Genomic DNA, 21,872 nt, shown 5'->3' on the forward strand with positions numbered 1-21,872 from the left:
CCGCGAGGGTTCGGCGCCCCGCCCCCGGGTTCCGTATTCAGGCTGGATCCGTGTCCCTGGCGGTTTTCCGGCCGGAACGGCGCGGATCCGAGGATCCAGCCTGAGTTGTGTCGACGTCGGACGGACGACCGGAGCTCGCGCCCCCGTGTCACCCGCGTGGGACCGCGGCCGCCCGGCGGATCGCCGGCCGGCCGCGGCCGCGATCACGCGCCGAGGACGATCCTCTTGGCGTGCCCGTGTCCGTCCAGGTCGAACTCCAGGGTGAGCGGCGCCGTGCCGACGACCCGCACCCCGTCGTCCCCTTCGACCACCGTCGACGAGGCGACGTCGGCGAGCACGACCCGTGCGGTCGTCTGCGTGCGGCTCGGGTCGGACAGCACGACCGTCGTGCGGCCCGCGTCGGTGCGCACGGCGAGCGAGCAGGGCCCGCCGACCGTCACGCCGTACGCCGGCGCCGCGTCGGCGGGCGTCGCCTGGAAGAAGTTCGCGAGGACGAGGCCCTGACCCGCCACGCGGATCGCCTGCGCCTGCGCGTTGTTCGCCAGCACCTCGACGCTCGGCGCGCCCGACTCCGCGAACGTGACCGAGTGCGCGACGTTCGGCAGCACCATGTAGGCATAGCCCCCGCCGGACGGGTTCGTGCCGTGGTGGTGGGTGAGGGTGACGTAGTCGCGGTTCTTCACGTCGGTCGTGCCGCCGGTGTCGGATCCGGAGTTGATCGTCTGCCAGTCGCCCGAGCGCGGAACGACCTGCACGTCGATCGCTCCGGAGACGTTCTCGCCCTTGAGGAAGACGTAGCCGCCGTGACCCATGATGTGCACGTTGCGCTTGACGGTGATCGCCCCGTCCGCCGCGGCGAGGGCCCGGTTGCGGTTGTCGGTGCGCACGTTCGGCACGGTTCCCGGCGCGAACGAACGGTTGTCGATCGTGGTGAACACGTCGAACCCCGACGCCGACGTGATCGCCGCCCCCAGGCACACCACTTTGTCGTCGAGGAAGAACCACGACTTGCGCGCGCTGAGCGACTTGTCGAAGTTCAGGTGGTCCATGCCCTGGATGCCCCAGCGCTCATCGAGCGCGAGACCGCCGCCGAACGCCTGGAACGCGCGCGGGATGCCCGTGCCGTCGGTCGCGCCGTTCGCCCGCGGCGCCGCCGTCACCGTCGTGCCCGGCAGCCGGTACGGGTCGACCGTGGGCCAGAAGTCGGCGCTGTACTGAGCCGGATCCGCCGAGCTGTAGAAGAACGTCATTCCGTCGCCCTGATACCAGCCGAGGTTGTTCTCCTTGTTGCCCCACTCGTAGCGACCGATCCGCTTCGACGAGACGTTGACGACGGCGCTGAAGCCCGGCCGGTGATGCACGAGCCTGTCCTGGTCGCCGAACGCCTTCGTGGAGACCGGGGCGTCGGCCGGCGTGACCGAGCCGTCGGCGAGGATCGAGGTCACGAGCAGCGACTTCGCCACCGTCTGCGTGGGCAGGCCGTAGAGCTTCTCGTCGGTGCAGCGCTGCAGCCAGCCCTTCACGAGCGAGAGGTAGCGGCCGCGGTACGGCTCGCCTGCTCCCTGGGCCAGCAGCAGGATCGCGGTGATCGCCGCGGCACCGTCGACGTAGTCCGGCTCCGCCTGCCGCGACACCGCGCGCCCGCGGACGGCCTCCATCATGCGGCCATTCCAGATGAACGGCGCATAGGAGGCCTCGACCGCATCGAGGATCACCGACTTCTTCGGATCCGTCACGTCCCAGTCGCTCCCGCCGAGGAGCCCGAGGATCTCGGCGATGCCGCCGAGCGTCACCACACCGTAGGTGCCGACGTAGGGCAGGTAGGTGTGCTGCACGAAGGATCCGTCGACATAGAAGCCGTCGCCGCTCGTGACGTAGCCGAACACGCTGTTCTTGCCGGCGCGCACCGTGTCGCTGAGGGCGTCGCGGGCCAGCGCGATCTCGTCCGGACGGCCGTCGAGGATCCCGCGCAGCGCGCAGGACAGCGCCTTGTCGGTGCGGTTGGCGCCGGTCTCGGCGAGGCTCGTCGCCCGCCCGCGCCAGTTCGGATCGGGCGTGAAGTACCGCGCGGCGGCCAGAAGCGCGGTGCGCACGTCGGCCGGGACCTCCTCGTGCAGCAGGACGCAGATGTCGGCCGCCTTGCGGGGCACGCCGATCTCCCAGAACCACCAGTTGCCGACCGGAGACTTGCCCGCCTTGTAGATGTTCGCGCTGAGCCAGGTCAGCGCATCCACGAGATCGGCCGCGAGCGCGGCGTCGCCGTACTGCGCGCATCCCGCGGTCGCGTAGGCGAGCGCGAGGTCGAAGATGCGGTTGAAGGTGACGCCCATGTTCCCGGACAGGACCGTGCCGGTCACTCCCGTGAGAGGCAGGTCGCTCCAGATGCCGGGGGACGCCGCCGGGCGCACCATGGCGTTCCACGACGCGGTCGCCGCGTCGCTCATCCCGCTCAGCACACCGGCGAGCTCGGGCACGGACGCCGCACTGCCGTCGCCGGCGAGCATGACGGCGCGGCGCTGGACGAGCAGCGCGAGCGGGTCGTCGGCGGCGGTCCGGACTCCGCCGGGAAGCGTACGGGCGCTCGCCGATCCGCCGGCGACGGCGACGAGAGCACCGGCTCCGAGCAGTCCGAGCAGGGCGCGGCGGTTCATTTCGAGGGGGGACATCATCGGCCTCCGGGTCGTTCGGGGAAGGATTCGCGGACCATGGTATGCGCTTTCCCAACCAAATAGTAGAGGCGGTGTACATATTTCATCGCGCCCTGGACGCACGGCGGACCCCCACCTTCGCCCCCTACGCTCTGAGCATGCGCCTGCTCGCCGACGCCGACCCCGAACGCTGGATCCCCGTGACCGGATCCCTCGGCCTGCGTGGTCGCCGGCACCGCAAGGCTGCGATCGGCATGCTGCTGGGCCAGCTGAACGGTGCGGCGGGCGCGACGCAGCGCCCCGGGTCCGGCTTCGGCGCCTGGGCGCTCAGCCAGGCGGCGCCGTTCCTCATGCGCAAGGCCGACGGGCGCGTGCTCGTATGGACGTGGAAGGCGGAGCCCGAGCTGATCGTCGCGATGGCGAGCGCCCAGGAGCTCACGCCGCAGGTGCGCACCGCCCGCGCCATGATGCCGATGGAGTACGACGACACCGAGGCGTTCCGCAACCCCTACCTGGGCGTGGGTGAGAAGCTCGTGGTGCCGCTGCCGGTCGAGCCCGGCGCACCGCCGTTCGCGACCTACACGTGGGACACGGGCACGCACCTCATCACGCTGCAAGCGGTGTGCGCCGACCGGGAGCGCTTCGGCACCGTGATCGGCGCGGTGGACGAGATCGCGCGCACGCTGCGCTCCCAGGACGAGCTTTCCGTCGGCGAGTCCGGACCCGTGCTGCGGCTGCCGCCGGCCTGACCGGCCTGAGCCCGCCGGCCGCGCACACACCGCCCTGTCCGCACGCTCAGGCGAGGCCGCGTTCGTCCAGCCACTGCCGGGCGACGGCCTTCGGCGCCCGCAGAAGCCAGGCGTCGGCGATGACCTCCCCGAGCTGATCGGGCGCGATCTCGTCGAGCCGCAGCAGCACCGCCGGATAGCCTGCGAAGTGCGGGATGGTGAAGAAGATCCGCGGGTCCGCCGCGACGAGCTCGGCGGCGAGAGCCACCGACTCGGTGCGCACCGCGAGCACCGGCCCGTCCGGCCAGGCGCGGCCCAGCTCGGCGAGCTGGCGCAGGTCGGTCTGCGACGGCCCGCGCATCCAGGCGATCTGGCCGCCGTTGCAGCGCCAGCCGGGGGCGCCCGTGTGGCCGCCGACGCGCTCCTCGACGCCGGGAAGCGCGAGGGCGAGGGTGCGGACGTCGTCGATCGTGGCCATGGATCCGATCCTCCCCGTCCCTGGGGGATGGCTCAACCCTTCTGATCTTCTACTCGCCCTGCACAGCCGACGGCGTCCTCCCGTTCTGCACAGCTCGCACAATCGGCCGACGATCCCGTCCGCACCGCTGACACACTGGCCCGAACGGCGCAGAATGGAGGCATGGACATGACCGAACCGCAGGTGTGGACCCTCATCGGCGTCTTCACTGCGATCATGCTCGGCGGCATGACCCTGATGACGACCCTGCTGACGAAGACGATCGAGGCGCGCTTCGACGGGCTGCGCGGCGAGATGACCGGGCTGCGCGGCGAGATGAACGCCCGCTTCGACTCGGTGAACTCCCGACTCGAGAAGATCGAGCACACGGTCGACCGCCTCGACGACGAGGTCAGCGGTCTCGCGAAGCGGGTGTGGGGGTCCTGAGCCGCACGGAGGACGATCGGCGGAACTCCAAGAGCGTCACGCCGGAGTCGAATGCCGTCGACGCGGTGCGCGTGAACGCCTCCGGGGCGTAGCCGCTCCGCCCGAACAGCGGGATCCCGTCGCCGAAGAGCACGGGGTGCACCTTCAGCACCAGGCGGTCGATCTCCCCGGCGAGCTGCGCGGCGAGCGCCCCGCCGCCGCAGAGCCAGATGCCGCTGCCGGCCTCGGCCTTGAGTCGGCGGACGACCGGGACCGGATCCTCGTCGGCGAACTCCACGCCCTCGACCGGCTCCGCCTCGCGGTGCGTGAAGACGACCTGGCGCAGGTGGCGGTAGGGGCTCGTCAGGGTCGGGAGCCCGACCGCGTACGTGTTCCAGCCCATGAGCACGGTGTCGAACAGGGCACGGTCCTGCGTGAGGCCGATCGCCTCGGCATAGGCGGTGGGGAACGCATCGGGGAAACGCGCGCCGAGCGCCGCCATGTGGTCGCCCCCGTAGAGGAAGGCGTCGAACTGCCCGTCGGGACCGGCGATGAAGCCGTCCAGCGTGACGGCGATGTAGTGCGTGAGCTCTCGCACAGGTCCTCCGATCCTCGGCACAATCCACGACAGGTGCAGTGATTGGAGACTACAACAGATGTTGTGGTTGCGCTACTCTGAGGACATGGCGAAGAACGAAGCGCGCAGAAGCGCCCTGGCCGATGCCGGCATCGCCGTGCTCGCCCGGGAGGGCTCGCGTGGGCTCACGCACCGCGCCGTCGACGACGAGGCCCAGGTGCCGACCGGCACCGCCTCGAATTACTTCCGCACCCGGGACGCACTGGTCTCGGCACTCCTGGAGCGCATCTGGATCCGCCTCGGCCCCACCTCCGAGGATCTTGCGCTGCGCGCGCCCCGGGAGCCGAGCCGCGCGCTGTTCGCCGACTACACGCGCGACATCGTGCGACGGCTCACCGCCGATCGCGCCGCCACCCTCGCCCTGTTCGAGCTGCGGCTCGAGGCCACCCGCCGACCCGCCCTCGCGGCGGCGCTCGCGCAGTGGCAGCAGGCGTCCCTCGACGCCGACGTCGCCTTCAACACCGCGGCGGGGCTGCCGGGCGGGCGTGCGGAGATCGCGCTGTTCCACTACGCGGTCGAAGGCCTCGTCTTCGACCGGCTCACCTCCCCGATCGACCCGGGGACGCCGACCGACGACGTCGTGGACGCCCTGGTCGCGGGGCTGCTGCCCCAGGCCTGACCCGCCGCCGAGCGACAGGGCGGAGAGGCGTCAGACGTTCACGTCCCCCACGAGGTTCACGCGGATCCCCATGCCGTCCAGCATCGCGGCCTTCGCCACGAGCGCCTTGTCCGCGGTCTCCGCATCGGGCGCGTAGACGAGCTGGGCGTGGTTGGCCTTGTGGCGCGCCATGAACTGGTCGCGGCTCTGGCCGTGCAGCACGACGTGCGCGATCGGCCACTCGGGGTTCGTGGCATCCTTGCGGCGCTGCGTCTCCTCGGCGGGGAGCTCGACGACGGTCCCGCGGAACACGTCCGCCTGCAGCACGCCGTCGGCGATGAAGATGCGGGAGAGCACGACCTCCCCCGGCTTCGAGACGCCGTTGATCGTGGCCCCTCCCGCCGGGAAGAACACGTGCCCCTGCCGCCAGCCCTCGGCCTTGTCCCAGCCGCCCAGGTGCGAGGCGGGGACGGATCCGGAGATCTCGTAGACCCAGACGAAGTCGTCGCCGAACTGCTCGCCCCAGCGCACGTCGTGCAGCGTGTTGTCGGGGACGAGGCCCATCGCCCGCCACACCCGGTCGGTCACGAGCGCGTCGACCGCGACGCCCTCGTCCGCCTCGTTGAAGTGCGGGAACGCCCGCCCCTCGTGCAGGATCCGGGATCCGTCGCGCGAGGTCACCGGTGGGCGCTCGGTGGAGTTCAGGATCCCCTCGGCGAGATCCGAGGCGGGCACGAGGTCCTTCAGTCCCTGCTGGTACTGGATCCCGACCGCATCGAGGCCGAAGTCGTCGGCGATGCGGAGGGCGGCGACGTACATCTTGAGCTGCCATTGCACCTGCTCGCGGGTGAGTTCGGTGGCCCCGTCCTCGCTGTAGCGGAAGGTCATGCCGTGCGTGATGAGCCAGTCGTAGGCGGCGTCCGCCTCGGCGTCCGTCACGGTCAGCATCTCGGCGTAGAGCGCCGACTGCGAGAGGCGCTCCTTGTAGATGCCGGTGCGGTTGAGCAGCTCGTCGTCGAAGATCGCGTTGTACATGCCCATGCAGCCCTCGTCGAAGACGCCGATGATGGCCTTGTCGGCGCGCAGCTGCGCGGCGAGCGCCTCGCCGAGCTGCTTCTCGGGCGAGTCCGGGAGCTCCGGCAGGGCGCGCACGTGCGAGGCGTCGTGCGTGATGCGCCCGGTCTCGGTCCACTCCGCAAGACCCTCGCGGAACCAGGGGTCGGTGAAGTCCACCGACCAGATGGTGGAGTACGGCTTGCCCATCTTCGTGAGGCCCGCGTTGAGCCCGAGCAGCCCGACGAGGCCGGGCCAGTCCGGTGCGAAGTTGGCGGTGGTGAGGATCGGACCGCGGTGCGTGCGCAGCCCCGCCAGCACGTGGTGGGAGTACTGCCAGTTGGCGGTGGCGACGATCAGCGGCGCGTCCTCGGGGATGCGCGTGAACACCTCCATCCCCATGCGCTGGCTCGAGATGTAGCCGTGGCCGGTGGCCGGATCCACACCGAACGGGCGGATCACCGTCCAGCCCAGGTCCTCGAAGGCGGCGGTGACCGCGGCCTCGGTCGCGGCCTGCACCGGCCAGCCCGCGACGTTGGCCGACTCGCGGAGGTCGCCGGAGGTGATCAGGTAGGCGGTCTTCGGCGCGGATGCGGGGCGCTCGATCGGCGCGGGGAGGGCGTAGCTCATGGGATTCTCCGGTTGCTGGATGGTGGTCACGTCGGTGGTAGCCGCTCAGGCGGGCGGCGGGAAGGTACGGGGTTCGCCCGGGACGAGTCGCACGTCGTGCGCGAGCAGGGCGCCGTGCAGCCGCAGCTCGGCGAGGTCGAGCGCTCCGCCGTCGAGCCGCAGGGTCAGCGCGCCCCCGTCGATCTCGGCGCATCCCCAGCCGGTGCCCGTGGTGAAGAGGAACCGCACGGGGGCGCCCTCGGCGAACGCGCCGGCCGCGGGCGCGAACGACAGCGTGCGGGCCGGGGCGTCCCACTGCGCGCCGCTCGCCCCCAGCAGCAGCGCCCAGGACGCGAGCGAGCGCGCGTAGTGGTTGCCGCACTCGATCTCGTTCCAGGGGTTGCGATGCGTCCCGTCGTAGCGCGAACGCAGCGCGCGCTCGACGCGCAGCGCGTCGTCGACGCGCCCCGCGTAGAGCAGCGTGGCCGCGACCTGGTGCTCGACTCCCGTCCACACCTCGTCGGAGTAGACGAACGGGATGGCGGGACGCCCGCCGCGCGGCCAGGAGGCGAGCAGCAGGCCGCCCTCGTCGTTCAGCGCGTAGACCCGCTGAGTGCTCTCGTGCGCAGAGAGGTCGGCCCGGTGGTTGTGCGCGACGATCGCGGCGAGCGCGCTGTCGAGGTGCGCGGGCGGCAGCAGCGGGCCGAGTCCGTTCAGATACGCATGGAACTGACCGAGCAGCTGGTCCGAGAGCACCCCGTCGCCGTACTGGTAGCGGTGCGCGTCGACGTCGTCGATCACCTGCCGGTAGTACTCGCCGGTGAAGAGCACGTCGTCCATCGCCGCGGCCACGTGATCGGCTCTCGCGGACCAGTTCCTGGCCCGCTCCGTCTCCCCCAGGTGGGCGGCCAGGCGCGCTCCGGCGCGGAGGGCGGCGAGGTACACGCCGTTGGCGAGCGGATCGATCCCGTGGAACTCGATGTCGTAGGTGTTGTGCAGCTCTCCGTCCAGCAGCCCGTCGCCGTCGCGGTCCCACTCGCGGGTCGCGTGCTCGAGGGTCCGCACCGCCGCGGGCCAGAGCTCGCGCAGGAACGCGTCGTCGCCCGAGAACCGCCATTCGCGATGCAGCCGGAGGAAGGTGCCGAGCTGCCCGTCGACGGCGGGCCCGATGAACCACGGAGCGGATCCGAACACGCGGTTGCCGCGGAACCTCTGCGCACCGTCCGCATCGGTCTCGAGCAGGAACTCCGGGCGGCGCGCGCTGCGCTCGAGCGCCGGGAACAGCCAGGCGACGGTCTGCGCGTAGGACCAGACGTGCGTGCAGGTCCCCTCGCACGACCCGCCGTGGTCGAAGGACCCCTCCCAAGCCGCGAACACCGGCCCCTCGCCCAGGGCGGGGTTCGGCGACTCCAGCACGAAGCAGGTCGTGGACCGCACCGCGGCGATGTTCGCGCCGATCGCGTCGGCGAGCACCGGGTCGAGCGTGCCGCCGTAGAGCGCCTCGACGAAGGCGTCCGTCGCGGCCTCGAGCGCGGGGAGCTCCCGGTGCAGGTGCGTCGCCGCGGACCAGGCATCGGGCCAGAGCGCGGCGTAGTGGTTGCGCACGACAGGCGGCAGGGACGGATCCACGGGGGCGTCGTCGAAGACGATGTGCCCGTGCCAGCCGCGCCGCCGGTTCGGGAACGACCAGCTCAGCACGAACTCGAAGTCGCGCGTCTCGCCGGGGACGAGCGTGTGGACGATGCCGAGGGATCCGGTGCGCAGCCGCGGCAGCTTCGCGAGCATCTGCTCCTCGGTGAGCGGCGGGGCATCCGGATCCGCGTCCTTCTCGGCGAACAGCCCGCGCGGGCGGTCTTCGAGCGTGAGCCGCGACTCGGCGTCGAGCAGCCCGTCGGCGGTGAGGTCGCTCCAGAACATCCGGGCGCCGTCGGGCCAGTAACTCGTGACCCATTGCGGCTTGACCGTGGTGGAGGCGTCGGCGGTGGTGAGGGCGAGGGTGCCGTAACCGGGGTCGTCACCGGGGAGGTCGATGCCGAAGTCGAGGCCGCGCACCTCCCCGTCATCGCGCCAGCGGACGCTCTGCGTGCCGCGCATGCCCCAGGGGGCGTCGGGGCCCGGTTCGCCGCGGCCCGCCGTGTGCGAGACGCTGCCGGCGACCGTGACCGCGACGGGCGCGTCGCCGGGATTCGAAACCCGGTAGCGCAGCACGGCCGCGGGGATGCCCGAGGCGTCGGCGTCGAGCGGGACGAGCGGCGTGAAGGCGTGCAGCGTCACGTCGACGGGCAGCGTGCGGTCGGCGAAGTCGATGTCGACCACGGGGTACTCCCCGTGCATCGTCGCCGCCTCGAGGCGAGGGAGGCCGACGAGATCGTCGAACGAGAAGCCGGCGTCGAGGTCGCGTCGCCCCGTCATGCGCGCCTCGAGAACGCGGGTGACGGGCTCGGCCCCCTCCGGTGCCGCGTGGATCGCGAAGAACGTGCGCGGATTGCGGCGATCCTTGTCGGGGTGGTTCTCGAGCTCCCAGTCGCGCAGTTCGCCGCGCGCTCCGAGCGAGACGTTGCCCGTGCCGATGCCGCCGAGGGGGAACGCCGCGCGCTCCGCGGTGTGCGGGACGGGACGGGCCCGGCGCGTCATGCCGGCACCTCCCGCTCGTCATCGGCGCGCTGCTGCTCCGCGAGTTCGTGCACGACCTCCGCGGTGCCCGCGTACAGCCGCAGGTAGCGGTCGAAGAGCGCGTCGTACGCGGAGGCCAGGGCGGGATCGGGAGCGATCGTCGTCACGACCGGGTTCCAGTCCGCGATCGCCGGTGCGGGGTCGGTCACGGCGCCCGCGGCGAGGAAGGCCGCGCCGTAGCTCGCGCCGATCGTGATCTGCGGCACTTCCTGCGCGAGCCCGGTCGCATCGGACACGATCTGCAGCCAGAGCCGCCCCTGGGTGCCTCCGCCGACCGCGACGATCCGGCGGATGTCCGCGCCCGCGTCGCGCATCGTCTGCACGTTGTGCCGCACGCCGAGCGCGGTCGCCTCCAGCGCCGCCCGGTACAGGTCGCCCCGGCCGTGGTCCAGGGTGAGACCCGCGATCACGCCGCGCGCATCCGGATCCTGGATCGGCGTTCGCTCGCCCGCGAAGTACGGCAGCATCACGAGCCCGCGCGCGCCCGGGCCGGACGCCTCGGCCTCGGCGAGCAGTTCGGGGTAGTCGGATCCCGTCAGGTCCTTCAGCCAGGCGGTGAGCGCGCCCGAGGTCGAGAGGCCGCCGGCGAGGTTGCGGGTGCCTGCTAACGCGCCCGCCGTCGTCCACATGGAGGGCGTCCGCAGCGTCTCCTCCCCCGTGGCGACGAGGAACATCGTGGTGCCGTACATGAGCATGAGGTCGCCGACGCCGTGCGCACCGACGCTGACCGCTTCGGTCCAGGCGTCGATCGTGCCGGCGATGACCGGTGTGCCCTCGGGGATCCCGGTGACGAGGGCCGCCTCGGCGGTCACCAGGCCCGCGACATCCCCCGCCCAGAGCAGCGCGGGCTGCTCGAGCGGCGCCGCATAGCGCTGCCACCATTCGTCGTGCCAGCGCTCGTGCTCGATGTCGTACAGGGGCGAGACCTGGCTGGCGGACTGATGGTCCAGCACGTAGGCGCCGGTGAGCCGGTGCGCGAGCCACGAGGCCGGCATGAAGAGCCGCCGGGCCCGCTCCCACGCTCCCGGATCCTCGTCATGGATCCAGAGGATCTTCGGGCCTGCGGCCTGCGAGGTGAGGACGGATCCGCCCACGCGCGTGATCTCGGCGACGCCCAGGTCGGCCGTCATCCGTGCGATCTGCTCCCCGGCGCGCGTGTCGACGCCGTAGAGGACGGCCGGGCGGACCGGCTCACCCGCCGCGTCGACCAGCAGGATGCACGGCCCCATGCCGCTCACCCCGACCGCGGCGATCTCGGCGTCCGGCACGGCGGCGCGCAGCTCCCGGGCGAGGGAGACGAACTCGTCCCACCAGATCCCGCCGTCCATCTCGACCCAGCCGGTGCGCGGGCGGCTCACCTCGTGCGTCCGGGTCGCCTGGGCGAGGATCGCGCCGTCGGCATCCACGAGGACGCCCTTGCTGCTGGAGGTGCCGATGTCGACACCGATGGTGCACCGCACGCGCATCCTCCTCGATCGCTCGTCCTGGCCGGACGGCGATCACACTACGCGAAATCGATTTCAAGCGCAATCGGCCCGAGACCGTCCTCCACAGCGCCCGATGAGCGCGCCTTCTCCCCTGATTCTGTGAAACCGACTTCGAGACCTTTGGCTGATGACAGGCTCGGAACGACCGAAGACACTGGAGGCATGGACATGACCGAACCGCAGGTGTGGACCCTGATCGGACTCTTCGCCGCGATCATGCTCGGCGGCATGACGCTCATGACGACGCTTCTCACGAAGGCGATCAACGGACGGCTCGAAGCCCTCGAGGGCCGGTTCGACGGCAGATTTGATGCCCTCGTGGGCCGGTTCGACGGCAGATTCGAGGCCCTCGAGGGCCGGTTCGACGGCAGATTCGAGACCATCGACGGCAAGTTCGAGGGCCTCCGCGGCGAGATGAACGCCCGCTTCGAAGCCATGGACGCCCGCTTCGAGGCGATGGACGGCAGGATCACCGGACTCCGTGCCGAGATGAGCGCCCGCTTCGACGCGGTGGACGTCAAGGTCTCGGCGCTCGACAAGGATGTGGCGGCGCTGGCCGACCGCCTCTGGCACTCCTGAGCGGGGGTCAGCGCGAGACGGTCGCCGCCTGGATCTCGTTGCGCAGCACGACGGTGCGGGCGGGCTGATCGTCGCCGCCGATCCGGTCGAGGAGCATCCGGGCGGCGGTCACGCCCATGTGGCGCGCGGGCAGGCGTACGACGGTGACCACGCTCGGCGACAGCGTCGTGAACGGCAGCGAGCCGACGACCGCGACGCCCATCGCGGGCGGGGTGAGACCGCGCTCGGTGAGCACCTGGATCGCGCCGACGCCGATGAGGTTGTTGCCGGCGACGACGGCGTCGGGCGGCTCGGGCAACGCCAGCAGCTCCGCCATCGTCTCGCGCCCGCCGTCCACCCGGAACGACGAGAACCGCAGCAGCTCGGGATCCGCGGGGAGGCCGTGCGCCTTCAGCGCGGCACGCCAGCCGTCGGCGCGCTCGACCGCGGTCTCGATGTGCTCCGGGCCCGCGATGTGCGCGATGCGCGTGTATCCGGCCTCGATCAGCTGCTCGGTCGCGCTGCGGCCGGCGTCCCGGTTCGCCATGACGACCCCGTCGATGTCGTAGCCCGTGCTGCGATCGACCGCGACCACCGGCCGACCCGTCTCCAGCAGCTCGTCGAGAGAGGTGTGGTCGGACGCCGCGGCGAGGATCACGCCGGACATGTGCTCGGCGATCGCGATGCGCAGGTAGGTCTGCTCCTTCTCCACCTGGGCGTCGGAGTTGCAGAGCACGACCGAATAGCCGGCCTCGGAGGCGACATCCTCGACACCGCGCGCCATCTCGGTGAAGTACGGGTTCTCGATGTCGGGGATGACGAGCGCGATCACCTCGGAGCTCTGCCGCCGCAGCGTCCGGGCCGTGCGATTCGGGAAGAACTTCAGCTGGGCGGCCGCCTGACGCACCGCCGCGACCTTCTCATCCGAGACGCCCGCGCCGTTGAACACGCGCGACACCGTCGCAGGAGACACGCCGGCGAGACGCGCTACGTCGTAGATGGTCGCCATCCGGTCCTGCCTTCTGTTGTCCGTCAGGACACATTACCGTGATGAAATCGATTGCAACAGTGAGTGGGAATCGGTAGGGTGGCCGCACGCGCCGTCGCGGACGCCACGCGCGGATCCACCCCACCACGACCCGAGGACGTGCCCCGCCATGACTCTTACCGACCTGTCGTCCCTGTCCGCCCTGAGGACCGTGCAGACCCGGTCCATCTCCCCGGAGAACTTCGACGGCGCCGTCGGCGGCGGAGCCAGGGCGACCGAGGGCACCGGGGCCGACTGCGCGCGCGACCTCGGGCCCGGATGGAAGATCTCCCCGAGCGTCGACATCGCCGCGGGCGCGACGTTCGACCTCGCCTCGATCGAGGGGGCGGGCCGGATCACCCACATCTGGATCACCACGCACACCGACAACTGGCGCACGCTCATCCTGCGCGCCTACTGGGACGGCGCCGACGAACCCGCCGTCGAGGTGCCCTACGGCGACTTCTTCTGCAACGGCTGGGGCGTGTTCGCGCAGGTGAACTCGCAGGTGATCGCCGCGAACCCGCACGGCGGCTTCAACTCCTACTGGCCGATGCCGTTCCGCGACGGCGCACGCCTCACGATCGAGAACACCTCGGCGGTCGACGTGCGCGTCTACTACCAGGTGACCTACGAGATCGGCGGCGACTACTCCGCCGACGGGTACTTCCACGCGCAGTGGCGCCGCTCGAACCCGCTCGAGGAGCTCGTGCCGCACACGATCCTCGAGGGCGTCGAGGGCCGGGGGCAGTACGTCGGCACCTACATCGCGTGGGGCGTGAACTCCAACGGCTGGTGGGGCGAGGGCGAGATCAAGTTCTACCTCGACGACGACACCGACCACCCCACGATCTGCGGCACGGGAACCGAGGACTACTTCGGCGGCGCGTGGAACTTCGACATCCCGGGTCAGGGGTACACGACGTTCTCGACGCCCTATCTCGGCATGCCCCAGGTGATCCGTCCCGACGGGCTCTACCTCTCGCAACAGCGCTTCGGCATGTACCGCTGGCACCTCGCGGATCCGATCCACTTCTCCACCGGGATCCCGAAGGTCGACATCCAGGCGCTCGGGTGGCGCAGCGGCTGGCGCTACCTGCCCCTGCGCGACGACATCGCCTCCACCGCGATGTTCTACCTGGACCGGCCGACGGCCCGCCGCCCGAAGGCGCCCAGCGCAGACGACATGGAGGTGCACCTAGGAACGGCCCCCGTGCCGGACCTGGGATCCACTCCCCCGCGCGAACCGCGCAGCTGACGCCGTCGCACGAGCGAGTCGCGAGCGAGTCGCGCATGCGCCGCGCGGTCTTCTTCTCCGCGCCGGGTCGGCCGGAGCTCAGGCCAGTGCACGCACCGGGCCGCGCAGCACGGCGCGGTCGAGGCCGTAGCGCCCGGCGCCGGTGAAGGCGAGGGCGAGCGCCCCCGCGCCGAGCACGGCCGCGAACTCCCAGCCTCCGTCACCGACCCAGATGCCGTTGCCGAGGTGCACGAGCACGATGGCGCCGATCATGTCGGCCGCCAGCAGCACGCCCACCGGACGTGTGAACAGGCCGGCGATGAGCAGGATCCCTCCGACGAGCTCGAGGAAGGCGATCACGGGTCCGGCGATCTCGGGCAGCGGCGCGCCCATGCCCGCGAAGGCCTGGACCGTGCCGGGCAGGGTGTACTCGAAGACCTTCTGCGCGCCGTGCGCGGCGAAGACGCCGCCCACGACGAGGCGCAGGACGAGGAGTCCGAGAGAGGCGGCGGGCTTCGTGGTGTTCGTCATTCCGGACAGCTCCTTCGTGGCAGGACACCGCGGCGAGCGCGGCTCGGGGCAGCCGCCCCGGCCCTCCACGCTACGGAGCCGCCCCTGTCATGTTTCTGAACGCAGGCTCAATATCCGGTGACGGCGCCGTCCGGGCGGGCGCCGTCGGAAGACTCGAACGCCTCAGGACGTGGGGATGACGATGATGGGCTGACTCGTCGGCTTCCCCGTGGGGGATCCGCCGGCCTGCTCCACCGTCACGGCGATCGCGTCGCCCGCATGCATGCTCCCGCTCAGCTGCGCCGTCGTCGTTCCCGGCTCGGCGGCGAAGACGCCGGCGGACACCGGGCCGTCGCCGCGGACGAACCACAGCTCGTAGGTCTGCTTTCCGCCGAGCGGCTCGAGGCCGTCCGACACGAGCACCGCCGTGCCGATCGACGCCGACCAGTGCGCCGTCGCATGACCGCCCGAGGGCAGCGACACGGTCTTCTGCGCCGCATCGGGCGCGTTCTCGATCCGGTCGAGCGCGACGACGGCCGCGGGGCGCAGCAGCTGCGGGATGACGACCGCGGCGCCCACGCCGAGACCGAGGATCAGCACGAGGCAGGCGGCGAGGGCGAACATCAGCCGTCGCGGTCGACGCGACACGTCCGCGGCTCCCGCGTCGGATGCGCTGCGCGAGTCCTCCGGAGCGACGGGACCGGGGGCCGCGCCGGCGACGGGGGCATCGGCCGGCACCGGCTCTGAGGCCGGTTCCGGCGCGAGCGCATCCTCTGCCGCCACCGAGGGCGCGTCCTCGGGATCAGCGCTCTGCGGCGTCACCGCGATGCGGGCGAGGAGGGCGTCGCGAAGGGCCGGCGGAGGTGCGACGGAGGTCGCCCCCTCGGCGAGGAGCGCGGCGGTGTCGGCATCGTCCTCGGCGATCGCCGACCACTCGGGGTGCGCGGCGAGCGCGGCCCGATAGCGTCGCTCGTCCTCCGCCGACAGCGCCCCCAGGCTGTGGCCGGCGGCCAGCTCGGCGAACTCCGGCTCGTTCATGCGTTCACCCCCCAGTGCGTCCGAAGACGCGTGAGTCCATCTCTCATGCGGGTCTTCACCGTTCCCAGCGGTGATCCCGTGATCGTGGCGATCTCGCTCTGCGAGTATCCGCCGTAGTACGCGAGCACGAGCGCCTCGCGTTGCGCATCCGGCAGGGCGGAGAGGGCGCCGACCACCCGGTCCGCATCGATCGACAGCTCGGCCTGCTCGGCGACGCTGTCATGGGCGACGTCGAGGTCGCGCGCCCCGACCCGCACGTCGCGGTCGGCGCTGGCCTGCGAGGCCCGCACGCGGTCCACCGCCCGACGATGCGCGATCGTCAGGATCCAGGTCCGCCCCCGGCCTCGATCCGAGGCGAAGCGCGAAGCGGTCTGCCAGATCTCCAGGAAGACCTCCTGCAGCACCTCCTCGCTCTGCGAGCGATTCACCAGCACGCGGAGGATGAGGCCGAAGACGCGCGGGGACAGCATGTCGTAGAGTTCGGCGAACGCCGGCTGATCGCCCTGCGCCACCCGCACCAGCAGCGCGGAGGCGGGGTCGTCGCCGCCGTCCTGCTCGGCGTGCTCCCGATCGTCGATCACCATGGCTTCCAGCATGCCTCACCTCCCCACCCCGTCCCGGCAATGCGTCGCTGATGAGCACTGCCGAGTCCCCGGGTCCGCCGCCCCTCCGCGCCGGACCGGACCGCATGTTCGGGCGGTGCCGTCGATCATGCGGTCCGGTCTGTGTCGCGAGGGCGCAGATCCTTACTGGGCCGGCGGCATCAGGACGGAGTCGATGAGGTACACGGTCGCGTTCGCGGTGTGGACGCCGCCGCAGATCACGTTCGCGTCGTTGACCTTGAGGCTGTCGCCCGATCCGGTCACCGTCACCTCGCCGCCCTCGACGGTCTTGTGGGTCCCGACGATGTCCTTCGGCGAGATCTGACCGGCGACGACGTGGTAGGTCAGGATCTTGCTGAGCGTGTCGGCCCCGGCGTCGGTCTTCAGCGTGTCGATGGTGGCGGGGTCGATCTTCTTGAACGCGTCATCGACGGGTGCGAACACGGTGAACTCGCTTCCGTTGAGCGTGTCGACCAGGTTCACCTTCGGGTTGAGCTTGCCGGAGACCGCCGCGACCAGCGTGGTCAGCAGCGGGTTGTTGCTGGCGGCCGTCGCCACCGGGTCCTGAGCCATCCCGGCGACCGAACCCGCGCCGGAGGGGACCTGCTGCGCGTACGCGGCGCACCCGGGGCCGACCAGATCGGCCGCCGGATCCATCGTCTGCGACGGGGACGCCTCCGGCGAGCTGACGGGCGGGGCCGACGACGAGCCGGACGACGAGCCGGACGACGACGAGCATCCCGTGAGGGCGAGCGCCGTGGCGGCCAGCAGGCCGGCGGTGACGAGCGAGACCTTGGTGTGCAGGCGAGCGGTGGATCGCATGATCTTCTCCTTTGACTGGTGCATCGCGACCGTTCATCGGCCGACACGATGCGTTCGGAGCCGTGCACCCAGCGGATTGGATCCGGATCGATGCACCATCCGTTCGGCCGCCCGCACCGAACCCAGGACATGGAACACAAGACAGGAAGTCACGGCGGGCGCGGCTGGGCGGCGCTCGCCGGCGTCGTCAGCGGCGCGGTGTTCGTCGCCGTCGCCGAGATCACGGCCTTCGCCGCCGCCCGCGACGCGAGCCCGCTGCTGGCGGCCGGCTCGTTCGTCATCGACATCGTGCCGCAGTGGGCCAAGGAGCTCGCGATCGACCTCTTCGGCGCGAACGACAAGCTCTTCCTCCTGCTGACCCTCGGCGTCGGAGTGCTGCTGGCCGCCGCGGCGGCCGGCCTCCTCGAGCGCCGCCGCCGCCTCGCCGGCGTCGCGGTGTTCGCCGTCGCCGGTGCCGCCGGGCTGGCGGCGGCCCTGACGCGCACGGGGGCGACGCCGTTGTCCGCCCTGCCCTCGCTCGCCGGCACGATCGCGGGCTGCGTCTTCCTGACGATGTCGATCGCGGCGCTGCGCCGATGGCGCGCGCCCGGGGCCGCCGGCGACGGGGCGTCGGGGCCGGACCGCCGGCGCTTCCTCCTCCTGACCGCGGTGGGCGGGGTCACCGCGATCGTCGTGGGCACGGGAGCCCGGATCGGGACGATGGCGACGACCTCCGTCGCCTCCGTGCGCAAGGCGCTCCGCCTACCAGAGCCGCTGTCCCGGATCACCGTGCCCGCCGGCGCCGAGCTCGACATCCCGGGGCTCTCCCCGCTGTTCACCCCGAACGCGGACTTCTACCGCGTCGACACCGCCCTGACGGTGCCGTCCCTGGCCCCGGCGGACTGGCGGCTGACGGTCGACGGCATGGTCGGCGAGAAGGTGGAGCTGAGCTTCGACGAGCTGCTGCGGATGGGGCTGCGGGAGTACGCCGTGACGCTGACCTGCGTGTCGAACCAGGTCGGCGGCGACCTCGTCGGCACCGCACGGTGGCTGGGCGTCCCCGTCCGCGAGGTGCTCGCCCGCGCCAAGCCCGAGCAGGGCGCCGACATGGTGCTCTCCCGCAGCGTCGACGGCTTCACCGCGAGCACGCCGCTGGACGCGCTCACGGATCCGGGCAGGGATGCGATCCTCGCCGTCGCGATGAACGGCGAGCCCCTGCCGCCGGAGCACGGCTTCCCGGTGCGGATGGTCGTGCCGGGGCTCTACGGCTATGTCTCGGCGACGAAGTGGCTCACCCGGATGACGGTCACGACGTTCGAGAAGGACCAGGCCTACTGGACGCCTCGCGGGTACAGCGCACAGGCGCCGATCAAGCTGTCGAGCCGGATCGACACGCCGCGCATCGACAAGGAGATCCCTCCGGGAGCCGCCCGGATCGCCGGGGTCGCCTGGGCGCAGACGGTGGGGATCGCGCGGGTCGAGGTGCAGATCGACGGCGGGGCCTGGCAGACCGCGACGCTGTCCACCCCGGTCAGCGCCGACACCTGGGTGCAGTGGTTCCTGGACTGGAACGCGACCAGCGGCAGCCACACCCTCGTCGTCCGCGCCACCGATCGGAACGGCCGGATGCAGGAGCAGGAGCGCACCCCGATCGCGCCGAACGGATCGACCGGCTGGCAGTCCACCGTCGTCCGCGTGGGCACCGCGGGCTGAGCGGCGCGACCGGTCGGAGCCTCAGACGAGCCCCTGGACCCGGAACTGCTCCACGTGGTAGACGCTGTTGTTCCCGGTGTTCCACTGGCTCACGCCGAGGTGCAGATCCGACAGGGTGGAGCCGGGGATGATGTACCCGCCGTAGAGCTGCGCGACGTGACTGGCGTCCTCCGCGCCCCACTCGCACCCCGTGAGCAGCGTGGTCTTCGCGGCCGTGTAGAGGTTGTCGGTCGGGGTGTTCAGCACCATCGCGTCGATCCGGTAGGCGCCGGCGTTGAACCAGGTGAGGATCCACTTCCCGCCGAGGGGCCGCAGGCACATCTCGCCGAACTTCCCCGGCAGCACCTCGGTCGCCTGGTTGCCCCACCCCCAGGCGCCGTTCGCATAGCCCCAGGGCTGGTAGGCCGACAGCGCGGTCATGCTGTTCTGCGGCACCCGGTAGAGCACGATGCCCTTGTCGCGCTGGAAGCCGGTGCCGTAGATGTACACGTAGCCGTCGTTGCCCTGTCCCCACGTGATGCACTGGAAGCGGCCGCCGGCCATGTCCGCGGGGAACTTGAGGCCGGTGTGCTGCCAGGTCGCACCGGAGTCGTCGGACTGCCACAGCTCGGTCCAGCGCACCGCCCCGAAAGTGGGCCCGTTCACGATCGCGTGCAGGTACATGCGGGTTCCGATCGTGATCACATCCGAGGGGATCACGGTCTCGTAATAGGCGTCGTGCGGGTAGTACCAGAGCTGGGGGGCGGTGACCTGCGTGTTCGCGCCCGCGCCTGCCGCCCCGCTGAACACGACGCCGGTGGCGAGGTCGCTCGTCGACGAGTACAGCGCGACCGGCGAGCGCCAGTCGGTGCCGCCCACGGCGTCGGCCCAGGTGTCCCCGAAGACGAAGAGCAGACGGCCGTCGGGCGTGCGCGCGGGGATCCCGAGATCGGTGGCCCCCACTCCGTACTGCACTCCGGCCTGGGTGCCGGCGAGCACCTTGAGCCTCGTGACGGTGAGCCCGGCCGCGGCCGCGGGGCCGGCCCCCAGTGCGGAGACGCCGAGCGCGGCTCCCGCGGCGAGGGCTCCCTGCAGGAGACCCCGGCGGGTCAGTGCGTGGACGGGACGGGTCGGTCGTTCGGACATGGCATTCTCCCCTTCGAGAACACGGCCGCCTATTTGAGGCCGGCCATCTTGATGTTGCCGATGATCTGGCGCTGGAAGATGAGGAACAGGATCACGACCGGAGCCGCCGCCAGCACGGATCCGGCCATCAGCAGCCCGAGCTCGCTCGAGCCGCGTCCGGTGCGGAACTCCGCCAGGTACTGCTGCAGCACGAACTTCTCCGGCGACGTGATCGTCATGATCGGCCAGACGTAGGAGTTCCAGTAGGCGAGGAACGCCGTGATCCCCATCACCACGAACGGCGGCTTCGACAGCGGCAGGAAGATGCGCACGAAGATCCCGAAGCGGCCGCAGCCGTCCAGCATCGCGGCCTCCTCGAGGCTGGCCGGGATGTTCAGGTAGAACTGCCGGATGAAGAAGACCGACGCCGCGCTTGCAGCCCCCGGGATCACCAGCACGGCGAGCGTGTCCAGCATCGCGAGCTTCGTCACCACGATGAAGCTCGTGAGCAGGATCGTCATGCCCGGGATGAACATCGTCGTGATGACGGCGACCCACAGCGTGCGCTGGAACCGGAACTGCAACCGCGCGAACGCGTAGGCGGCGAGCGAGTTCACCGTGAGGCTCAGCACCGTGAACAGGATGGCGCCGAGGAACGTCCAGCCCAGGGTGCGCAGGAACGTCGCGTCACCGAGGATCTTGGTGTAGTTGTCCCAGTGCCACACCTCGGGGAAGAACTGGAACGGCGTGCTCAGCACCTCGGTCTTCGCCTTGAAGCCGGCGATCACCATCCAGGCGAGAGGGAACAGCGCCGCGACCAGGAACAGCAGGCCGACGAACGCCTTGCCGACGAGGATCGCCCAGCCCGTGACGCCGTGCGGCGCCGTGAACCGGCGGTGGTCCTTTCCGGCCAGGACGATCCGGGTGGTCTCCAGGGCGGTGGTCGGGGAGGTCGCACTCATCAGTCGACGAGCCTTTCGGAGTTGATGAACTTGAAGACGAGCGCCGAGACGGATCCCAGCACGACGAAGAGCAGCAGGGCCGCGGCGATCGAATAGCCCACGTTCACGTCGTTGCGGAAGTGGTTGAAGATGAACAGGTTCGGCAGCGTGGTCGAGTCCAGCGGTCCGCCCTGCGTCATGACGAGGGGCAGCTCGAACTGCTGGATCGCGGCGACGAAGCCGGTGATCAGCAGGTAGAGGAACACGTTCTTCATCTGGGGCATCGTGATGTAGAAGGTCTTCTGCCACCAGCCGGCGCCCTCCATCGCCGCGGCCTCGTAGTACTCCGTCGGGATGTCCACCATGGCGGCGACCATGATGAGCGAGGTGATACCCATGCCGAGCCACACCGCGGGCACCGCCACGGAGAGCAGCGCCCACGCGGGATCCCCGATCCACGCCACGGGGTCGATGTGGAACACGGCGAGCACGGCGTTCAGGATGCCGCCGTCGTAGGTGTAGATCAGCACGAACACGATCGACGCGATCACGGACGAGATGATCGTCGGGATGTAGATGCTGACCTTGAGCACGGTCGCGAACCGCCGGGAGACGCTCACGACGAGGCTCGCGAACAGAAACGCCAGCACGAGCATCGGCGGCACCGTCATCAGGACGAACAGGAATCCGCGGCCGATCGTCGCGACGAACAGCGGATCCGTCAGCACGTCGACGTAGTTCTTCCCGCCGACGAACTGCGGGTCCTTGTAGAAGCTCCAGTCCTGGAACGAGAGGAACGCCGCGTACACCGCCGGCCAGGCGACGAAGATCCCGAGCAGGATCACCACGGGGGCGAGCAGCAGGTAGGCGAGCTTCGTGTCGCGGTACCGGTGCCGGTCCGCTCTGCGCTTGGCTGCGCGCCGGTCGTCGATCGCTTGCGTGGTCATCGGTGCTCTCCGTCGGGGGGATGGTGCGGGGCCAGGCTGCGCGGTCGGGGACGGCCGCACAGCGGTCCCCGACCGCGC

20 protein-coding genes are annotated in these 21,872 nt (G+C 71.0%); 6 read left to right on the forward strand and 14 right to left on the reverse strand.

Annotation, left to right across the window (positions count from 1 at the left end; genetic code table 11):
* Nucleotides 1-203: 203 nt before the first annotated feature.
* Nucleotides 204-2,666, reverse strand: a complete 2,463-nt coding sequence (locus J8G10_RS08390) for a polysaccharide lyase 8 family protein (protein ID WP_251443076.1) — start codon at nt 2,664-2,666, stop codon at nt 204-206.
* 140 nt (nt 2,667-2,806) lie between these two features.
* On the opposite strand from J8G10_RS08390, the gene J8G10_RS08395 reads away from it, so the two are divergent.
* The gene (locus J8G10_RS08395) at nt 2,807-3,397 is read left to right on the forward strand and encodes a hypothetical protein (protein ID WP_251443078.1); all 591 of its coding nucleotides are present in this window, start codon (nt 2,807-2,809) and stop codon (nt 3,395-3,397) included.
* Nucleotides 3,398-3,443: 46 nt separating this feature from the next.
* Here the strand turns inward: J8G10_RS08395 and J8G10_RS08400 are convergent, their stop codons facing one another.
* Nucleotides 3,444-3,854: an MmcQ/YjbR family DNA-binding protein gene (locus J8G10_RS08400; protein WP_251443081.1), complete on the reverse strand. Its 411-nt coding sequence runs from the start codon at nt 3,852-3,854 to the stop codon at nt 3,444-3,446.
* A gap of 162 nt (nt 3,855-4,016) precedes the next feature.
* Here J8G10_RS08400 and J8G10_RS08405 point away from each other — a divergent pair, with 162 nt between their 5' ends.
* Nucleotides 4,017-4,280, forward strand: coding sequence for a hypothetical protein (locus tag J8G10_RS08405; protein WP_251443083.1), 264 nt, complete (start codon nt 4,017-4,019; stop codon nt 4,278-4,280).
* Here the strand turns inward: J8G10_RS08405 and J8G10_RS08410 are convergent.
* Nucleotides 4,246-4,857, reverse strand: a complete 612-nt coding sequence (locus J8G10_RS08410; RefSeq protein WP_251443084.1) for a dihydrofolate reductase family protein — start codon at nt 4,855-4,857, stop codon at nt 4,246-4,248. The two genes, J8G10_RS08405 and J8G10_RS08410, sit on opposite strands and share 35 nt — an antisense overlap.
* A gap of 85 nt (nt 4,858-4,942) precedes the next feature.
* On the opposite strand from J8G10_RS08410, the gene J8G10_RS08415 reads away from it, so the two are divergent.
* A complete protein-coding gene (locus J8G10_RS08415) occupies nt 4,943-5,515 on the forward strand; it encodes a TetR/AcrR family transcriptional regulator (protein ID WP_251443086.1) in 573 nt (190 codons plus the stop codon).
* Nucleotides 5,516-5,545: 30 nt separating this feature from the next.
* Here the strand turns inward: J8G10_RS08415 and J8G10_RS08420 are convergent, their stop codons facing one another.
* From J8G10_RS08420 to J8G10_RS08430, 3 genes are read right to left on the reverse strand one after another with little or no spacing between them, the layout of a single operon-like run.
* Complete coding sequence (locus J8G10_RS08420) at nt 5,546-7,177, reverse strand: fucose isomerase (RefSeq protein WP_251443088.1); 1,632 nt, start codon at nt 7,175-7,177, stop codon at nt 5,546-5,548.
* Between the two features lie 45 nt (nt 7,178-7,222).
* Nucleotides 7,223-9,790, reverse strand: a complete 2,568-nt coding sequence (locus J8G10_RS08425) for a GH116 family glycosyl-hydrolase (protein ID WP_251443090.1) — start codon at nt 9,788-9,790, stop codon at nt 7,223-7,225.
* A complete protein-coding gene (locus tag J8G10_RS08430; RefSeq protein WP_251443092.1) occupies nt 9,787-11,295 on the reverse strand; it encodes an FGGY-family carbohydrate kinase in 1,509 nt (502 codons plus the stop codon). Before J8G10_RS08430 ends, J8G10_RS08425 begins: the two co-directional genes overlap by 4 nt.
* Nucleotides 11,296-11,478: 183 nt before the next feature.
* Between J8G10_RS08430 and J8G10_RS08435 the strand changes: the two genes are divergently transcribed.
* On the forward strand, nt 11,479-11,895 hold the full coding sequence (locus J8G10_RS08435; protein ID WP_251443095.1) for a hypothetical protein: 417 nt from the start codon (nt 11,479-11,481) through the stop codon (nt 11,893-11,895).
* A gap of 7 nt (nt 11,896-11,902) precedes the next feature.
* On the opposite strand, the gene J8G10_RS08440 is transcribed toward J8G10_RS08435, so the two are convergent.
* The gene (locus J8G10_RS08440) at nt 11,903-12,883 is read right to left on the reverse strand and encodes a LacI family DNA-binding transcriptional regulator (RefSeq protein WP_251443098.1); all 981 of its coding nucleotides are present in this window, start codon (nt 12,881-12,883) and stop codon (nt 11,903-11,905) included.
* A gap of 148 nt (nt 12,884-13,031) precedes the next feature.
* Between J8G10_RS08440 and J8G10_RS08445 the strand changes: the two genes are divergently transcribed.
* The gene (locus J8G10_RS08445) at nt 13,032-14,159 is read left to right on the forward strand and encodes a glycoside hydrolase family 172 protein (RefSeq protein ID WP_251443101.1); all 1,128 of its coding nucleotides are present in this window, start codon (nt 13,032-13,034) and stop codon (nt 14,157-14,159) included.
* 78 nt (nt 14,160-14,237) lie between these two features.
* On the opposite strand, the gene J8G10_RS08450 is transcribed toward J8G10_RS08445, so the two are convergent.
* From J8G10_RS08450 to J8G10_RS08465, 4 genes are all read right to left on the reverse strand, one after another.
* Entirely contained in the window at nt 14,238-14,669 is a 432-nt protein-coding gene (locus J8G10_RS08450; protein WP_251443104.1) for a DoxX family protein, read from the reverse strand.
* Between the two features lie 162 nt (nt 14,670-14,831).
* Entirely contained in the window at nt 14,832-15,686 is an 855-nt protein-coding gene (locus J8G10_RS08455) for an anti-sigma factor domain-containing protein (RefSeq protein WP_251443106.1), read from the reverse strand.
* The gene (sigK, locus tag J8G10_RS08460; RefSeq protein WP_374208773.1) at nt 15,683-16,282 is read right to left on the reverse strand and encodes an ECF RNA polymerase sigma factor SigK; all 600 of its coding nucleotides are present in this window, start codon (nt 16,280-16,282) and stop codon (nt 15,683-15,685) included. The genes J8G10_RS08455 and sigK overlap by 4 nt, the downstream gene beginning before the upstream one ends.
* 150 nt (nt 16,283-16,432) lie before the next feature.
* Entirely contained in the window at nt 16,433-17,110 is a 678-nt protein-coding gene (locus J8G10_RS08465) for a fasciclin domain-containing protein (protein WP_251443109.1), read from the reverse strand.
* A gap of 129 nt (nt 17,111-17,239) precedes the next feature.
* On the opposite strand from J8G10_RS08465, the gene J8G10_RS08470 reads away from it, so the two are divergent.
* Entirely contained in the window at nt 17,240-18,802 is a 1,563-nt protein-coding gene (locus J8G10_RS08470; protein ID WP_251443111.1) for a molybdopterin-dependent oxidoreductase, read from the forward strand.
* 21 nt (nt 18,803-18,823) lie between these two features.
* On the opposite strand, the gene J8G10_RS08475 is transcribed toward J8G10_RS08470, so the two are convergent.
* Genes J8G10_RS08475 through J8G10_RS08485 form a run of 3 tightly spaced genes read right to left on the reverse strand, consistent with a single transcriptional unit; the run spans nt 18,824 to nt 21,794 of the window.
* Complete coding sequence (locus J8G10_RS08475) at nt 18,824-19,927, reverse strand: DUF4185 domain-containing protein (RefSeq protein WP_251443113.1); 1,104 nt, start codon at nt 19,925-19,927, stop codon at nt 18,824-18,826.
* A gap of 29 nt (nt 19,928-19,956) precedes the next feature.
* Entirely contained in the window at nt 19,957-20,868 is a 912-nt protein-coding gene (locus J8G10_RS08480) for a carbohydrate ABC transporter permease (protein WP_251443115.1), read from the reverse strand.
* Nucleotides 20,868-21,794, reverse strand: a complete 927-nt coding sequence (locus tag J8G10_RS08485; protein WP_251443117.1) for a carbohydrate ABC transporter permease — start codon at nt 21,792-21,794, stop codon at nt 20,868-20,870. Before J8G10_RS08485 ends, J8G10_RS08480 begins: the two co-directional genes overlap by 1 nt.
* Between the last annotated feature and the right edge of the window lie 78 nt (nt 21,795-21,872).

Source organism: Microbacterium sp. USTB-Y (genome assembly GCF_023703415.1).
GTDB lineage: Bacteria > Actinomycetota > Actinomycetes > Actinomycetales > Microbacteriaceae > Microbacterium.

What these genes read in the sequence shown, in the direction of transcription:
- J8G10_RS08390 (WP_251443076.1), bottom strand. Translation starts at nt 2,666, where the DNA reads ATGTCCCCCCTCGAAATGAACCGCCGCGCCCTGCTCGGACTGCTCGGA.
- J8G10_RS08395 (WP_251443078.1), top strand. Translation starts at nt 2,807, where the DNA reads ATGCGCCTGCTCGCCGACGCCGACCCCGAACGCTGGATCCCCGTGACC.
- J8G10_RS08400 (WP_251443081.1), bottom strand. Translation starts at nt 3,854, where the DNA reads ATGGCCACGATCGACGACGTCCGCACCCTCGCCCTCGCGCTTCCCGGC.
- J8G10_RS08405 (WP_251443083.1), top strand. Translation starts at nt 4,017, where the DNA reads ATGGACATGACCGAACCGCAGGTGTGGACCCTCATCGGCGTCTTCACT.
- J8G10_RS08415 (WP_251443086.1), top strand. Translation starts at nt 4,943, where the DNA reads ATGGCGAAGAACGAAGCGCGCAGAAGCGCCCTGGCCGATGCCGGCATC.
- J8G10_RS08420 (WP_251443088.1), bottom strand. Translation starts at nt 7,177, where the DNA reads ATGAGCTACGCCCTCCCCGCGCCGATCGAGCGCCCCGCATCCGCGCCG.
- J8G10_RS08425 (WP_251443090.1), bottom strand. Translation starts at nt 9,790, where the DNA reads ATGACGCGCCGGGCCCGTCCCGTCCCGCACACCGCGGAGCGCGCGGCG.
- J8G10_RS08430 (WP_251443092.1), bottom strand. Translation starts at nt 11,295, where the DNA reads ATGCGCGTGCGGTGCACCATCGGTGTCGACATCGGCACCTCCAGCAGC.
- J8G10_RS08435 (WP_251443095.1), top strand. Translation starts at nt 11,479, where the DNA reads ATGGACATGACCGAACCGCAGGTGTGGACCCTGATCGGACTCTTCGCC.
- J8G10_RS08440 (WP_251443098.1), bottom strand. Translation starts at nt 12,883, where the DNA reads ATGGCGACCATCTACGACGTAGCGCGTCTCGCCGGCGTGTCTCCTGCG.
- J8G10_RS08445 (WP_251443101.1), top strand. Translation starts at nt 13,032, where the DNA reads ATGACTCTTACCGACCTGTCGTCCCTGTCCGCCCTGAGGACCGTGCAG.
- J8G10_RS08450 (WP_251443104.1), bottom strand. Translation starts at nt 14,669, where the DNA reads ATGACGAACACCACGAAGCCCGCCGCCTCTCTCGGACTCCTCGTCCTG.
- J8G10_RS08455 (WP_251443106.1), bottom strand. Translation starts at nt 15,686, where the DNA reads ATGAACGAGCCGGAGTTCGCCGAGCTGGCCGCCGGCCACAGCCTGGGG.
- sigK (WP_374208773.1), bottom strand. Translation starts at nt 16,282, where the DNA reads ATGCTGGAAGCCATGGTGATCGACGATCGGGAGCACGCCGAGCAGGAC.
- J8G10_RS08465 (WP_251443109.1), bottom strand. Translation starts at nt 17,110, where the DNA reads ATGCGATCCACCGCTCGCCTGCACACCAAGGTCTCGCTCGTCACCGCC.
- J8G10_RS08470 (WP_251443111.1), top strand. Translation starts at nt 17,240, where the DNA reads ATGGAACACAAGACAGGAAGTCACGGCGGGCGCGGCTGGGCGGCGCTC.
- J8G10_RS08475 (WP_251443113.1), bottom strand. Translation starts at nt 19,927, where the DNA reads ATGTCCGAACGACCGACCCGTCCCGTCCACGCACTGACCCGCCGGGGT.
- J8G10_RS08480 (WP_251443115.1), bottom strand. Translation starts at nt 20,868, where the DNA reads ATGAGTGCGACCTCCCCGACCACCGCCCTGGAGACCACCCGGATCGTC.
- J8G10_RS08485 (WP_251443117.1), bottom strand. Translation starts at nt 21,794, where the DNA reads ATGACCACGCAAGCGATCGACGACCGGCGCGCAGCCAAGCGCAGAGCG.